General features: G+C 76.0%; 12 protein-coding genes. All 12 read right to left on the reverse strand.

The window, feature by feature from the left end:
• Window positions 1–188: 188 nt before the first annotated feature.
• Complete coding sequence (locus tag ACFVTF_RS18190; RefSeq protein ID WP_387814558.1) at window positions 189–4,235, reverse strand: BTAD domain-containing putative transcriptional regulator; 4,047 nt, start codon at window positions 4,233–4,235, stop codon at window positions 189–191.
• Entirely contained in the window at window positions 4,235–4,681 is a 447-nt protein-coding gene (locus ACFVTF_RS18195) for a hypothetical protein (RefSeq protein WP_371520841.1), read from the reverse strand. The genes ACFVTF_RS18190 and ACFVTF_RS18195 overlap by 1 nt, the downstream gene beginning before the upstream one ends.
• A gap of 164 nt (window positions 4,682–4,845) precedes the next feature.
• The gene (locus ACFVTF_RS18200; protein WP_387814560.1) at window positions 4,846–5,307 is read right to left on the reverse strand and encodes a TadE/TadG family type IV pilus assembly protein; all 462 of its coding nucleotides are present in this window, start codon (window positions 5,305–5,307) and stop codon (window positions 4,846–4,848) included.
• Window positions 5,308–5,384: 77 nt separating this feature from the next.
• Window positions 5,385–5,762, reverse strand: a complete 378-nt coding sequence (locus ACFVTF_RS18205; RefSeq protein ID WP_387814562.1) for a TadE/TadG family type IV pilus assembly protein — start codon at window positions 5,760–5,762, stop codon at window positions 5,385–5,387.
• A gap of 35 nt (window positions 5,763–5,797) precedes the next feature.
• Entirely contained in the window at window positions 5,798–6,091 is a 294-nt protein-coding gene (locus ACFVTF_RS18210) for a hypothetical protein (protein WP_371520835.1), read from the reverse strand.
• 53 nt (window positions 6,092–6,144) lie between these two features.
• The gene (locus ACFVTF_RS18215; protein ID WP_371520832.1) at window positions 6,145–7,023 is read right to left on the reverse strand and encodes a hypothetical protein; all 879 of its coding nucleotides are present in this window, start codon (window positions 7,021–7,023) and stop codon (window positions 6,145–6,147) included.
• Complete coding sequence (locus ACFVTF_RS18220) at window positions 7,020–7,982, reverse strand: type II secretion system F family protein (protein ID WP_387814564.1); 963 nt, start codon at window positions 7,980–7,982, stop codon at window positions 7,020–7,022. Before ACFVTF_RS18220 ends, ACFVTF_RS18215 begins: the two co-directional genes overlap by 4 nt.
• Entirely contained in the window at window positions 7,979–9,613 is a 1,635-nt protein-coding gene (locus ACFVTF_RS18225; RefSeq protein ID WP_387814566.1) for a CpaF family protein, read from the reverse strand. The genes ACFVTF_RS18220 and ACFVTF_RS18225 overlap by 4 nt, the downstream gene beginning before the upstream one ends.
• Window positions 9,603–10,910, reverse strand: a complete 1,308-nt coding sequence (locus ACFVTF_RS18230) for a hypothetical protein (protein WP_387814568.1) — start codon at window positions 10,908–10,910, stop codon at window positions 9,603–9,605. Before ACFVTF_RS18230 ends, ACFVTF_RS18225 begins: the two co-directional genes overlap by 11 nt.
• Window positions 10,910–11,722, reverse strand: coding sequence for an SAF domain-containing protein (locus tag ACFVTF_RS18235; RefSeq protein WP_387814570.1), 813 nt, complete (start codon window positions 11,720–11,722; stop codon window positions 10,910–10,912). The genes ACFVTF_RS18230 and ACFVTF_RS18235 overlap by 1 nt, the downstream gene beginning before the upstream one ends.
• 239 nt (window positions 11,723–11,961) lie before the next feature.
• Window positions 11,962–12,906, reverse strand: a complete 945-nt coding sequence (locus ACFVTF_RS18240) for a hypothetical protein (RefSeq protein WP_371520818.1) — start codon at window positions 12,904–12,906, stop codon at window positions 11,962–11,964.
• Window positions 12,900–13,472 carry a hypothetical protein gene (locus tag ACFVTF_RS18245; RefSeq protein WP_387814572.1) on the reverse strand — a complete coding sequence of 191 codons (573 nt, stop codon included), beginning with the start codon at window positions 13,470–13,472 and terminating at the stop codon, window positions 12,900–12,902. The genes ACFVTF_RS18240 and ACFVTF_RS18245 overlap by 7 nt, the downstream gene beginning before the upstream one ends.
• Window positions 13,473–13,639: the final 167 nt, after the last annotated feature.

The raw sequence follows: 13,639 nt of genomic DNA on the forward strand, positions 1-13,639 counted from the left end.
CGCCGCCGTCCGGGACGTCCACACCGCCACCGAGCGCACCGTCGACGGCCGGTGCGTCCGCTCGACCTGACCGACCTGACCGACCTGGCCAACCTGACCGACCTGACCGACCGCCCCCACCGGCCCTGCCCTGCATGCCGCTGCCCGGTCACCCCGAGGGGCGGCCGGGCAGCGGCATGCAGGGGACGTCAGGAACCGGCCAGCAGGTCGCGGAGCAGGGCGACGGTGTCGGCGTCCAGGTCACGGCCGGTACGGCGGCTGAGCGCGTCGAGACGGTTGACGGCGCGCAGGAGTTGGTCGCGGGCGCCGGCCGAGGCGTAGGCGTAGAAGAGGTCCCGGTGCAGGAGTTCGACGTCCGGGGCGACGGCGAGGCCGCGGAAGACGGCGGCCTCGGCGCTGCGGTGGTCGCCGTACTGCAGGCGGCGGGCGGCCAGTTCGTGGGCGGTGTCGACGATCGCCGCGATCATGTCCTGGCGTTCGGCCTCGGCCCAGCCGTAGGAGGCGGGCGGGGCCTCGGCGAACGGGGCGCCGCGCACCAGGGCCAGGGCGTGGGCGAGGGCGGCGTCGGCGGTGGCGCTGGTGCTGCGCATGCCGCGCCGGTAGAGGCTGCGGAACTCGTCCCAGTCGCAGGTGACGACCGGGGTGAAGGAGTAGCCGTCGGTGGTGTCGGTCGGCAGGAAGGCGCGGCCCTCGGGCGAGGTGCCGAACCAGGCGGCCAGGTCGGCGAGTTTGCCGGGGAGCGGGCTCTTGGCGTCGGCCGCGGTGGGGTGCGGGTCGAGGTGGGCGGCGCCGGGGTGGAGGTCGTGGTCGAGGGCGTGGTGGTCGGCGCCGGGCCGCAGCGCGAGGTAGACGGCGAGTTCGGTGAGCCGGGACAGTGCGCCGGGTTCGGCGGTACCGAGGGCTCCGGCGACGTCGACCGGGCCGAGCAGGCGGATCCGGGGGGCGTTGCGGGCGGCGTGGGCCTCCGGGGAGCGCAGGATGGCGAGCAGGTCGTCGCTGTCGCTGCGCCCGGGAGCGGTCTGGGCGACCGGGGCGACGGCGGCGGGGCCGGGCTCGGATCCGGGTTCGACCCCGGGCTCGGCGTAGGAATCGGCCTGGGAACCGGCTTCGGCGGCGGGCACGAGATCGGGCACGAGGTCCGGCGAGGGCTCCGGCCGGGACGGGACGCGCGGGTCGACGCCGGAGGGCGCGGGCGCGGGCTGGTGGACCGGGGCCGGCTCGACGGGCGGCTGCGGCGCGACCGGCTGGACGGACTGGACGGCGGGCACGGACGGCACGGGCTGGACGGACGGCACGGCGAGGACGGCCGCGGGGGCTTGCTGCGGTGCCTCCGCCGCATCCTCCGCCACCGCGTCCGGGCGGCGCAGGTCCCGGGTGGCCTCGTCCCCCGCCTCGTCGGAGGCCTCGTCGACGACCTGACCGACCACCAGCTCTTCCTCGGTCCCGATCCCGCTCCCGGTACCGACCCCGACCCCGCTCCCGTTCCCGGCCTCGGACTCGGCGGAGGCGGCCTGCCACCCCTGCCCGTTGACCGCGTACCGCCCCGGCCCGGCCGGAGGGGCCGGCACCGGCGTCGCCGGGTCGGTGCCCGCGAACGGGCTGGCGCCGGTGCCGATGACCCGGGCGAGCAGCCGGGGCCCGGCGGCCGTGTCCGTACCGCCCTGCGCGCCGGCCGCGGGGGCCCCGACGGCGGCCAGGACGGGTACGGCGGCGGGCAGTTCGGCCGTGTCGGTGTCGTCGTCGTCCGCGTCGGGGTCGAGGCCGGGACCGTCCAGGGTCCAGGCGGGGGCCGGGTGCTGGGTGAGGTCGTCGGCGGCGCGGAGCAGTTCGGCGACCTGGTCGTACTGCTGGTCGCTGAGCCGCTGGAGTTCGACGGTGAGGTGCAGGCCGGGGATGGCCGCCTGGCCGGTGGTCGGGAGGGTCCAGCGGGCGACGGGGCCGGTGCCGCGTTCGGGGGCACGGGTGATGACGGCGACGCAGGTGCGCGGCCGGGCGTCGAGCAGCCGGCCGAGTTCGGCGGGGACCTCGCCACCGGGCTGCTGGGCGCAGAGCACGATCTCGGGGGTCCAGGACTCGTCGGCCTGGCCCCGGCTGCGGGCGTCGCGCGGGCTGGCGGCCTCGGCGGCGACCAGTGTGGCGCGGGCCTTGGCGGTGCGCGGGCCGAGGGCGGCGAGCGCGGCCTCCAGGGTGGGGTGGCGGTGGATGCGTTCGGCGGCCGGGCCGCTGATCGGCACCTCCTCGGCGAGGTCGACCAGGTGCAGGTGGAGCCGGTCGGCGAGCGGGCTGTGCGCGAGTTCGATGGCGAGGGTGCGCAGGATGTCGCGGGCGTCGTCGGGGTGGCCGGAGAGGTGGAGCAGCCGGACGGCCTCCAGGTCGGCGAGGACGACCGAGCCGTCGGGCGAGGTGCCGAGGGTGACCAGGGCGGGGTAGGGCGCGGCGGTCTTGCGGGCCTGGGCGGCGCTGAGCAGGTCGCCGGAGTCGAGGCTGCACCACCAGACGTTGGCGGCGTGCGCGGCGCGGAACGGCGCGATCGGGGTGGCCGGGCCGGAGAGGTGCAGTTCGATGGTGTGGCCGGGGGTGATCCGGGCGGCGACGATGGCGGGCAGGCGCTTGCCGCCGCGCACGGTGTTGCGGGCCATGGTGCGCAGGGCGCGGTCGAGCAGGTCGAGGCCGGCGCCGTCCTGACGGGCCCTGAGCTCGTTCTCGAAGGCGGCGGCCTCGGCGTCGGGCATGGTGATGCGGTGCCGGGGGCGGCGGGCGCGCAGCTGGGTGCCGCGCTTGTGGGCGACGGTGCCGACCATGACGGCGGCGAGCAGGACACCGACGGTGGAGGCGGTGAGGGCGATGGAGTAGTCGTCGGCGGCCGGTTCGGCGTGCGCGGCGGGGGCGGGCGCATGGGTGGGGGCGTGGGTGGGCGCCGGGGTGACGGGCTGGGACGCGGCCGGGGTCGGCGCGGCCTGGGTCGGCGCGGGGGCGGGGGTGGCGGGCGCCTGATCGGCCGACGGCGCCGGCTGCGGCGCGGGAGCGGGCTCGGACGAAGGCGCAGGAGCAGGCGCCGGAGCAGGCGCGGGGGCGGCCGCCCCCGGCACCGTGAGCACCATCCCGGGCACCAGCACGTCCGGATCGGTCAGCCGTTCCCCGTCCGGTGCCTGGGCGCCCTTGTTCGCCTCGAACAGCTTCGGCCACGCCTCGGCGTCCCCCAACTCCTTTTGGGCGATGGCGGACAGGCTGTCCCCGCCCTGGACGGTCACCGTCGCGTGCCCGCCCGCACCCGGCTCCGTCCCGGCCTGCGGCACCTGGGCCGACCCGGCACCGGGAGCAGGGGCGGGCGCGGGCTCGGACGAAGGAGCAGGCGCGGGAGCGGGCGCCGACCCGTCCGCCTTCGCGTCCCCCGGCATCAGCAGCGCCCACCCCGGCTGGATCGGCCGGTCGGCGTCGAAGCGGATGCCGGAATCGTCCATCACCCGGCCGTCGTTGAGCTTGGCGATGTCCACCCACCGTTCACCGGAGCCCAGTTGGCGTTCGGCGATGGACCACAGGCTGTCGGCGGGCCGGCTGTCCCGCACGGTGTACGTGGGGTTCTGCTCGGCGGCGGGCGCCAGGGCGGGCGCGGCCTGGGCGGCGGGCAGGGCGGCGCGCTGCACGCCGGCCACCAACTGCGCCGGGGCGGTGGCGGTGTGGGCCGGGGTGGCGGCGAAGGCCGAGCCGGCGACCGGCATCAGCGCGAACACCGAGCCGACCAGGCCGGCCGCCATCCGCTGGCTCCAGCCGAAGGCGGGGATGCGGCGGGCGATCCGGCCGCGCAGCTGCGCGGGGATCTCCAGCAGGACGGAGAGCGCGAAGCAGGCCCAGGCGAGCCAGCCGACCACGACCAGCAGCCAGAGGAACAGCCGCCCGTCGTCCGGGCCGGTGAGCGCCTGGCCGACGCCCTCCGGCGCGACGTCGCCCATCGCGGCGACCGCACGGGTGCCGTAGAGCAGCAGCGCGGGGACACCGAGCAGCAGGGCGAGCAGGGTGACCAGCGCGGCGAGCGCGGCGATCAGGGCTGCGCCGCGGCCGCGCCCGCGCGGTGGGCGGGGCACGGGGGCGGCGGGGCGGCCCGCGGCCCGGTGTCCGGTGTGGGCCCGGCCGGTGGCGCCCCGGGCCTGGTCCGTGGCGCCGGGGCTCCGGCCCTTGGCGGTTCGAGCCCGGCCCGGGGCGGTTCGGGCCTGGTCCTTGGCACGTGGCGCGGCCATCAGTCGGTCTCCGCTTTCTCGACTCCGTGGACGAGGGTCGCACTGCCCTTGCCCGTTACCTTCCGCTCCCCGAGCGCGCCCAGCAGGACGGGCCGGTAGTCGGCCCGCACGGTGACGGTGACGACCTTGCCGTCGCCGGAGAACTCGACCTCGCCCGCCTGAAGGCCGTACAGGGCCAGGTAGGCGTCGGCGGCCTGCCGGACGTATTCCTGCTGGACCTTGAAGCCCTTCCCCTGGAGGACGGCGGCCTGGTCGAGCTGCTGCCCGCCGACCCGCGCGGCCTCCTGGGCGTAGGCGTCGGTGCGTTCGGCGACCCGCAACCGGCCGCCGGCGTCGATCACCAGGGCGATGACGAGCACGACGTAGGCCGCGCAGATCGCCACGAAGAGGGCGACCGCGCCCCGGTCGGAGCGGCGCCGGCGCCGCGCCCTGACAGGCACTCCCATCCCCCCTGCCCCTCCCGCCCCTCGTCCTCCCCGCCGGCCCCCACCGGGCGCCGGCCGGTCCCGTCGCGTCATCCCCCGTGCGCTCTCCGCTTGCGTCTCCCCCGCGCGGGCCGTCCCCAATCCCCCGTCGTGGCCCGTGTCCCGCCGGGTGCCGCCCCGGGTGGTCATGTGCCCCGGTAGCGGTCCACCACGGAGGTGAACTCGCCGACGAGGTGCTTCGTCACGGGTACGCCGGACGGTCCGCCGAGCAGGTCCGCCAGTTCGACGTCGCACACCACGGTGACCTTGACGGTCGTGACGGCGCCGCCGGGCAGGTCCAGTTGGCCGGGCACGACCTGGACGGTCCCGTTGCGGCAGGAGACGCCCTGCTGGCGCAGCGTCGCGAGGGCCGAGTCCCGGCCCGGCTGCGTCATCCCGTCGACGCTGCGCTGCAGCGAGGCGGTGCGGGCGCCGGCCCGGGCGGCGGCCTCGACCGTACCGGCCGTGGTCTGCACCCGCCCGGCGGCGATGGCCACCAGGACCAGCCCCACCACCGGCGGCACGACGATCGCCGCCTCGATGGCGACCGAGCCGCCGTCGCTCCGCCGGACCGGCCACCACCGGGGTCGGCGCGTCGAACGGCGCACGGCGCGGGGCTCGGAACGGCCCTCGGCGCGGCCCTCCGCACGGAGCGCCGGCCACCGGTCGGTCCGGGTCCGCGGTCTCACGGCGCCACCGCCACCGGCGGGACGAAGTGCTCACGCGGCGCCTCGGCGAACTGCCTGAGGGCGGGCGCCGACAGCCCGGGTATCAGCAGCGGCGGGCGCACCGCCACGGTGACCCGGACCACTTCGGGCGTGCTGCCGTCGGTCGTCACCGTGTACGAGTGCACGCCCTGCCGGTCGAGGAAGTCCCTGGCCTGTCGGCGCGCCGCCTCGTTCTTCACCTCGTCCGTCGCGCTGCCCTGGATCCGGCCGGCGTCCACGCCCTCGCGGGCGGCGGTGAGCGCGAGCTGGCGGTCGTACCACAGCAGCGCGGCCTGGACGACGAGCATCAGGAGCACCAGGACGACCGGGAAGACGATGGCGAGGCTCACGCTCATCGACCCCCGGTCGCCGCGGCGGCGAGGTCGGTACGTCACTTGGTGGCGCCTCCCGCGGCCCCGCCCGCACCCGGCATGTTCGGGTCCTGCTCGACCTTCTGCACGACCTTGTCCTTCAGCAGGTACAGCGCGGTCGCGACGGCGCCCGCGACGAAGACCAACGCGATGATGGCGAGGGCGAGTTCGATGCTGATCGCGCCGCGGTCGCCGCGCGCGCGGGCGGCCCGCAGCCGGCCGAGCCGCAGGGTGAACAGCAGCAGGGCGAACTGCACGGGCAGCAGGACGGGCCGGATCAGCCGGCCTGCCAGGTGGACGAGTCGGACGGTCATTCGGGTCTCCCGGGGTGGAGTGCGGTGTGGTGCCAGATGCCCTGTGAGGAGGGTCAGTTGAGCATCTGGTGGAGTGCGGGGAAGACGATCAGGACGGTCATCAGCAGGGTGAGGGCGGCTCCGGGTGCGACCATCCGCTCGCTGTCGGCGTTGGCGCGGGCGAGGTCCTCGGCGAGCAGCTCGCCGCGCAGACCCTTGGCGCGCGCCCGCAGGGTGTCGTACACGGCGGCGCCGTCGGTGCCGGACAGCCGCATGATGTCCGCCACGTCCTGCAGCGGGCTGAGCCCCAACTCCTCGGCCAGCGCGTCGAGTCCGGCCCAGGGCGGGAGCCGGTCGGTGGCGGCGCGGTCGAGGGCGTCGCGGATGCGCCGGAACACGGTGCCGCGCCCGACCGCGGCGGCGCGGCGCAGCGCCTCGGCGGGCCCGCAGTCGGCGGCCCGTTCCAGGGCGACGAGTTCGAGGTAGGCGGCGATGCCGTGCAGGTACTCGGTGCGCGCCTCCTTGGCCTCGCCGCGCACGATGGCGTCGGGGACGAACCAGAGCAGGCCGGCCAGCAGCGGCCCGGCCAGCAGCGGCAGGGCGAAGGGCAGGCCGATGTCCATCAGCACGGCCATCGCGCCCAGGTAGGCGGGCAGCAGCAGGCCGATCGCGGCGAACAGCAGCTTGTGCACCATGAACCGGGCCGGGGCGCGGCCGATCAGGGCGAGTTCGCGGTGCGGCAGGGACACTCCGCGCAGGCCGATCGAGCGCTCGCCGATCCGGTCGTACCAGCTCGGCCGCTCGTCCGGGTCCGCGGCCCGTTCGGCGGGGGTGCGGTGCAGCCGGTCCAGGGCCTGGCGCAGGTCGGGCGGCGCGGGGCGGAGTTCGGCGACCAGCAGGGCGACGCCGCCGGCGGCGACGGCCCCGGCCAGCACGGACCAGGGGGAGATCACCGGACCTCCCCGAGCGGCTGGAGCGCCTCGTCCTCGCGCACCGGGGCGCGGCGCCCGGCCTTGCCGCGCCGGTCGGGCGCCAGCAGCCGGGGCACCGGCGGGTGCGAGGCGAGGGCGCGCATCCAGGCGATGATCGCGACGAACAGGGCGGCGACGACGGCGAGCACGATCTGGCCGAGCAGCGTGCCGTACGGCCGGGTGTACTCGGTGTTGAAGGAGCCGACCGTGACGACCAGCACGATGATGCCGACCAGCCAGCGGATGGTGGTGCGGTGCTTGGCCCGGTCGGCCTCGATGGCGCGGCGCTGGCGGACCTCCTCGCGCACCGAGTCGGCCATGTCGGCCAGTGCCCGGGCCAGGCCGGGGCCGCTGTCGCCGGACCGCAGCACGAGCGCGGCGAGCACCTTGTCGGCGGTGGCGTCGGCGACGCTGTCGGCGAAGGCCTGGAGCGCCTCCTCGGGCCGCCAGCGGGCCTGGAGCCGGGCGGCCAGTTCGCCGATCTCCTCCTCCAGGGCGGCGGGGGCGGTGCGGCGGCTGGTGACGATGGCCTGGTTGAGGCCGACGCCGAGCAGCAGCACGTCGGCGATGCGCTGGGTCCACTCGGACAGCGCCTCCAGGCGTTCGATCCGGCGGGTGTCCGGGCGGGTGGTGTCGAACAGCCAGGGGAGGCCGAACACGGCCAGCGGCACCAGCAGGGCGGCCAGCGGGATGCCGGTGAACAGCCAGGCGAGCGGGGCGCCGGCGAGCGCGAGCGGCAGTTGGATCCGGCGCAGCCGGGCGACCCGGGCCGAGGCGGCGCCGGGGGCGCCGTACCAGAAGACGTGGGCGCGGCCGGCCAGCGGGCTGCTCCGCTCCGGGGTCTCGTCCTCGTCCGCCGGGTCGCTGCCGCGGGCCCAGGCCACCAGGGCGACCAGGCCGCCCGCGACGGCCAGCCCGCACAGGGCGAACAGCAGCATCATCGCGCGCCACCGCCGATCCGCAGTTGCAGCGGGGTGGCCCAGCCGCCGTAGCGGGAGCCGAGCAGGGCGGCGTCGAAGCCGGCCCGGCGCAGGTCGTCCAGGCACTGCGGCGGGGTGTGCGGGACGGCCCGCGGCTCGCCGAGGTCCACCCGGGGGCCGAACACGGTGTTCAGCGCGGGCCGGCCGCTCTCGCCGAGGCCGGCGACCTCCAGGACGTGGGAGACGAAGCGGTGCCGGCGGCCGCCGACGGCGGTCTCGTCGACCATGGTGACGTGCACGATGAGGTCCAGGGCGTTGGCGGTGAGCCGGTAGGCGAGCGAGTCGGTCATGTGCGAGCCGTACTCCAGGCAGAGTTCGGCGATGCGGTCGACGACCATGTGCGGGCCGCGGGCGTGCAGGGTGCACATCGAGCCGCCCTCGCCGTTGGTCATGACCCGCAGCATCGGGACGACCTCGCCGGATCGGACCTCGCCGACGATGATCCGGGACAGCGTCATCCGCAGCGCCGCCGGGATGAGGTCGCCGATCGTCAACTCGCCCGCCAGGCGGCCTTCGACGCGTTCGCCGTTGCCCTCGCGGGCCTCCATCGGGACGACCTGGCGCAGGTGGCCGAGCGTGTGCAGCCACAGCTCGAACTCCGACTCCAGGGTGCCGATCCGCTCGTCCGGCGGGATCTCGGCGGCCATCGCGCGCAGCAGGCTGGTCTTGCCGACGCCCTGGGTGCCGGTGATCATCACGTTCTTCCGGGCCCGGATCGCGGCGGCCAGGAACGCGGCCAAGGTGCTGTCCAGGGTGCCGAGTTCGACCATCTCCGGCAGGGTCGCCGAGGCCACCCGGTGGCGCCGGATCGCCACGTACGGGCGGGGCGTCACCTCGGTGAGCGCCTGGAGGCGCATGCCGCCCTCCAGGCGCAGCGCGAGGGTCGGGCTGGCGGTGGACAGGCTGCGCTCGCCGCCGCCGTGCTGGCGGGCCAGGTCCTGGAGCAGTTCGACGAGTTCGGCGTCACTCTCGGCCACCGGCGGTACCTGGCGCAGGGGTTGGTGCACCCGGGAGATCCACACGTCGTCGCAGCCGTTGATCAGGATGTTCTCGATCTCCGGGTCGTCCAGGTAGGGCTGGAGCCGCCCGGCCCGGAACAGCAGGTCGAAGACGGCCTCGGCGAGCGCGCGGTCCTGCTCCCGGGTGGGCGGGATGCCGTGGGTCTGCGCGTAGGCGTCGGACCAGCGGGCGACCGCCTCCTCGATCAGCGCGCGGCCGCGCTGGCGGCGGGTGGCGCGGTCCGGTTCGGCGCCCGAGGTGGCGGTCAACCGGGTGATCTGCTGGTGCAGTTCGGCCGCGACCTGGCGCTTCAGCTCGCGGGCCACCTGCGGGTCGACGGCCGGCCGGGTGGCGGCGCCGCGCAGGTCGAGCGAGGGCAGCTGGGAGGGCACGGCGGTGGGCGTGGCCGCGCCGCCCGGCTGGGCGTACGGCGGCGGCACGGGCTGCGGGGCGACGGGGCCCGGCCGGTAGGCCTGGGGCGGGGCGGCCGCCGGCGCCTGTGTCTGGGCCTGTGTCGGGGCCTGGGCCTGGGTGGCCCAGGGCAGTGCGGCCGGGTCGGCCGCGGGGTGCTGGTGCAGGGGGCTACCGCGCACGGAGCACCTCCCCGGGGTTGTACGGCTGCGGACCGTTCGGGCGTGTCTGATCGGGTGTCACGGCGGGCTGCTGGAGCGGGAAGCGGCCGTCGTCCTCGGGCTCCGGGCGCACGTACCCGGGCTGCTGGTCGTACGCGGCCCCGCTCTGCTGGTCGTACGGGGTGAACCCGCCCTGCTGGTCGTACGCGCCGTAGCCGGCCTGCGGCCCGTACGGCGGCTGCGGCGACTGCGGCGACTGCGGCTGCTGGACGTGCCCCGGGAACGGGGCCGGAGCAGCCGGCTGGGGGGCCAGCCCGGCCAACGGCGCCACCGGGCCGGTGGTGATCACCGGCCCGACCGGCTGCGGCGGGGTGTACGAGGGCTGCTCCCCCTCCACCGGCCGGTACGCCGTCGGCGCGGCCGCCTGCGGGGTCGGCACCGGGGGCTGGGCGTGCACCGCGGTCGGGGGCTGGGCCGCGGTCCCGGTCCGGGCCGCGGCGGTGAGCTGGGCCGGGACCGGCGCGGCGGTCGGCGCGAGCCGCTGGCGACGGCGGCGGACCAGCAGCTGCACCTCGTCCGCCGCCGAACGCGCCGTCCGCATCAGCTCCGAGCGGATGAACCGCCGGTCGGTGATGTCACCGCCGTCGGAGAGCACCCGGGCGGTGCGGGTGGCGTGCGGCAGCAGCCCCAGCACCGGGAGGCCGAACTCGCGCGCCACCTCCGGCCCCGAGTACGGCCCCTCGGCGACCAGCAGCAGTCCGAGCGCGTCCACCCCGGTGCCGGCCGTGGCGAGGTCCTCGGCGAGCGCGGCCAGCCGGGGCCGGGCCGAGCTCAGACCGCGCAGCGTGGTGCGGACGGTCACCGCGACGACGTCCGCCCGGCGGGCCAGCACGGCGCTCACGCCGGTGGCGCCGGAGCGGCCGAGGTCCACGATGACGTCGTAGCCCTGCGGTTCGAGGCCGTGCAGCAGGTCGACGAGCGGCTCCCAGGTGTAGGCGAGGCCCGGGGCCTGGGTGGGGTCGGTCAGCCCGGGCAGCAGCAGCCGCTCTGCGGTGCCCTCGGGCGACAGGTCGATCAGCTGCTCCCAGATGGTCTCGGCGAGCAGTCCGCGCCGGTCCGCGACGGCCAGGTTGCGCAGCCCGTACACCGCGTCGACCCGGCCCTCCAGGGCGCCCGCGAGCACCGCGCCGCCGTCCGGGTCGGCCTCCACCAGCAGGACCCGCCGTCCGGACTCCAGCGGCCAGGCCAGCAGCAGGGCCAGGGCCGCCGTGGTCGCGCCGGGCGCGCCCGGGCCGCCGGCCACCGCGATCACCGCCATCAGGCGCCACCCGCCCCGGTCGGGGGCACAGGGGCCGTGGCAGCGCCGGGGGTCCCGGTCGCCGGGGCCGTCGGCGCGGTACTGCCGCCGGTGCCCGCACCGGCGGTGCCGGTCGCGCCGCCGGCCGCGGCGGCGCGCGGGGCCAGCAGGACCTGGATCCGGCCGCCGGCCACCCACTGCGCCAGCCGGGGGCCGTCCGCCGCGCCGACGGCCACGTCGATCACCTGGCTGCCGTCGGTGTCCACCCGGCCGACCGTGATGACCGTCGCGGGCATCGAGTCGGCCTTGGTGTTGTCCGGGGTGTAGACCACGACGATCTGCAGCCCGGGCTGGAGCCGGCTGGCGGGCAGCTGGCTGCGCTTGGCCGAGACGCCGACCACGATCTGGCCCGGCTGCACCGCCAGGGTCTGCGCGACGTCGCCCCTGGTGAGCATCGCGCCGCGCTTGAGGTCGGTGGCGGCCCGCATGCCGACCGCCTTGTCCCGTTCGGTGGCGGACAGCGGCCGCAGCGCAGGATCCCCGGCGATCCGGGCCACCACCAGGTCGTCGTCGGTGATCACCTGCCCCCACGGGATGTCCCGGGCCAGCGCCAGCACGGCGACCCGCTGGCCGGTGCTGTTGTAGAGCACCGCGCCGCCCAGGCCGCCGGCCGCGATCAGCGCGACGGCCATCGCCAGCACCGCCGGGCGCCGCCGCCGGGCCCGCAGCGTCCGGCCGGGGACGTGCGGGGCGGCGCGCCCCTTGCCCCTGCCCGCACCGCCGCCCTGGGCCTCGCCCGGCCCCTGCCCCTGGTCCGGGACCGCCACGGACACCGCGGCCCCTGCGGGTGTGCCGGATCCCGGCGTCGCGAACGTACGGTTCTCCACCGGGTTCCGCCCTTCCCTCGTGCTCGTTCCGGATCGTCAGTACTGGGTTCTCGGTGCTCGGGTCGTCGCTGCTCGGGCCGCCGGTGCCGGGCTCCGACGCCCGGGCTCCGGTGCCGTGGTCGCGTGCGGCCGGGCCGCCGGCGCCCCGCAGCCGGGCCGCGGGGCATCGGACGTCCGCCGCCGGGTCAGTTGAGGACCTGCACCTCGGCGACCTTCAGCGTGAAGTTCGAGGACTGCGGCATCTTGACGTCGAAGGTCTTCGCGTTCGGCCCCGTGACCACGACCTCGCCCACCCAGTTCGCCGTCACCGTGCCGTTGAAGACGCCGCTCTTCCTGGTGCCCGAGCCCACGGCGAACTCGTAGCCGCAGTCCGGTGACTTGGCGGCGCCGTACTTGGGGTCGTACGGCGTCCCGGCCTTGTCGCAGGTCACGGAGACACCGGTGTCGAAGATCCAGGTCACACCCCTCAGCACCGGGGTGACGGTGACGGAGGCCCCCGGGACGGACAGCGTCTTGGCCGCGGGCGCCGCGACGCCGTCCAGCCAGAGCCAGACCGGCGCCTTCACCACCGCCGTGCCCTTGGGCGCGACACCCGCCGTCGGCTTCGGGAAGCGCATCTCATGGGCCAGGCCGAAGCCGACGTCCACCAGGTTCAGCGCCGGCGGCCCGGCCGGCGAGGTGGCCTCGAAGACGATCTCGGCGCCGTCCTGCCCGCCGCCCGTCTGCGGGCAGACCTTCGAGTAGAGCGCGCCCTCGGACGGCTTGTGGCCCTGCCACGCCGGGTCGCTCTCGGGGGGCGGGTTGTCCAGCGGACGGAAGTAGCACCCGACGCCGCTGTTGAACCAGCCGCGCTCCGGGTCGTGGCAGGGCCACTGCTGGTCGTGGTAGCTGCACAGCAGCGGCCCGTCGCTCGTACCGCCCCCGCCGCCACCGCCCGGCTGTGACGGTCCTGGCTTCGGTTTCGTGCCACCGGTGTTGACCCCGGAGCAGATCACGTCCGGGTAACACTGTTCGGCACCTCCGCCCGGCGGTTCGTCCGCCGCCGCCGACACCGCCGAGGCCAACAGCAACCCGGCGGACAACGGCGCGAGGATCGCGAATCGCCGGGCCGGTTTACGCGTGTTCAGCATGCCCGGTCCACCTCCCGCTTGAAGTCGTAGATCAGCCAACGTGCTTGGAACCAGCGCAGGGACGCGGTCGCGACGTAGCGGTTCAGTCGGTCGCCCGGATCCTTTGCCACCTGGGTGACGGCGTCGACGCGGTGCCATCCCGACACGTCGACGCAGTCCTCGATCACGGCGGTCTGCGGATCGGCTTTCAGGTCAATGGCCTTGACCACCGCCGAATTGCGCGGCGTTCCGGTCATCACCAGTTTGGCGTCGCGAAGTTGGCGGAGCCCGACCAGGGTGTCGGTAAGGGCCCGTCCGGAGGAGTACGTCTCCAGAGCGAATCCGTCCGAATCCGACCGCCCGAACGCCTCGGTCTGGGCCTGCCACCAGTCCTGATACGTCTTCAGGGCCAGTCGCCCCATGGCACCTTCCGGGCCGTCCGTCGGCGCGATCGAGGTGTTTACCGAACCACCCGAAGGAGGTACCGGATCCACTCCCGCGACACTGGGCGCAGCCGTTCCGAGCCGATCGACGGAACCATCGGAACCGCCGCTCGCACAGGCGCCGAGGAGCAACACCAGAACCACCCCACCGACCCCAACCGCCCCAGGGCGCAACACATTTCCGCGCTGCCGCATCGCCCCACCTCGTCGCGACCGACCGATTCGTGATCCGTGGCCGCCGGAAGAATTTCCGTCGTCCCGCAGGTGTTTCCGCTGGGGATCGATTCTTCGCCAACCCACCCCATCACGGC

This window comes from Kitasatospora sp. NPDC057940 (assembly GCF_042887425.1).
Classification (GTDB): domain Bacteria; phylum Actinomycetota; class Actinomycetes; order Streptomycetales; family Streptomycetaceae; genus Kitasatospora.

Coding starts and splice junctions, on each gene's coding strand:
- ACFVTF_RS18190 (WP_387814558.1), bottom strand. CDS start 4,235: ATGGCCGCGCCACGTGCCAAGGACCAGGCCCGAACCGCCCCGGGCCGG.
- ACFVTF_RS18195 (WP_371520841.1), bottom strand. CDS start 4,681: ATGGGAGTGCCTGTCAGGGCGCGGCGCCGGCGCCGCTCCGACCGGGGC.
- ACFVTF_RS18205 (WP_387814562.1), bottom strand. CDS start 5,762: ATGAGCGTGAGCCTCGCCATCGTCTTCCCGGTCGTCCTGGTGCTCCTG.
- ACFVTF_RS18210 (WP_371520835.1), bottom strand. CDS start 6,091: ATGACCGTCCGACTCGTCCACCTGGCAGGCCGGCTGATCCGGCCCGTC.
- ACFVTF_RS18220 (WP_387814564.1), bottom strand. CDS start 7,982: ATGATGCTGCTGTTCGCCCTGTGCGGGCTGGCCGTCGCGGGCGGCCTG.
- ACFVTF_RS18230 (WP_387814568.1), bottom strand. CDS start 10,910: ATGGCGGTGATCGCGGTGGCCGGCGGCCCGGGCGCGCCCGGCGCGACC.
- ACFVTF_RS18240 (WP_371520818.1), bottom strand. CDS start 12,906: ATGCTGAACACGCGTAAACCGGCCCGGCGATTCGCGATCCTCGCGCCG.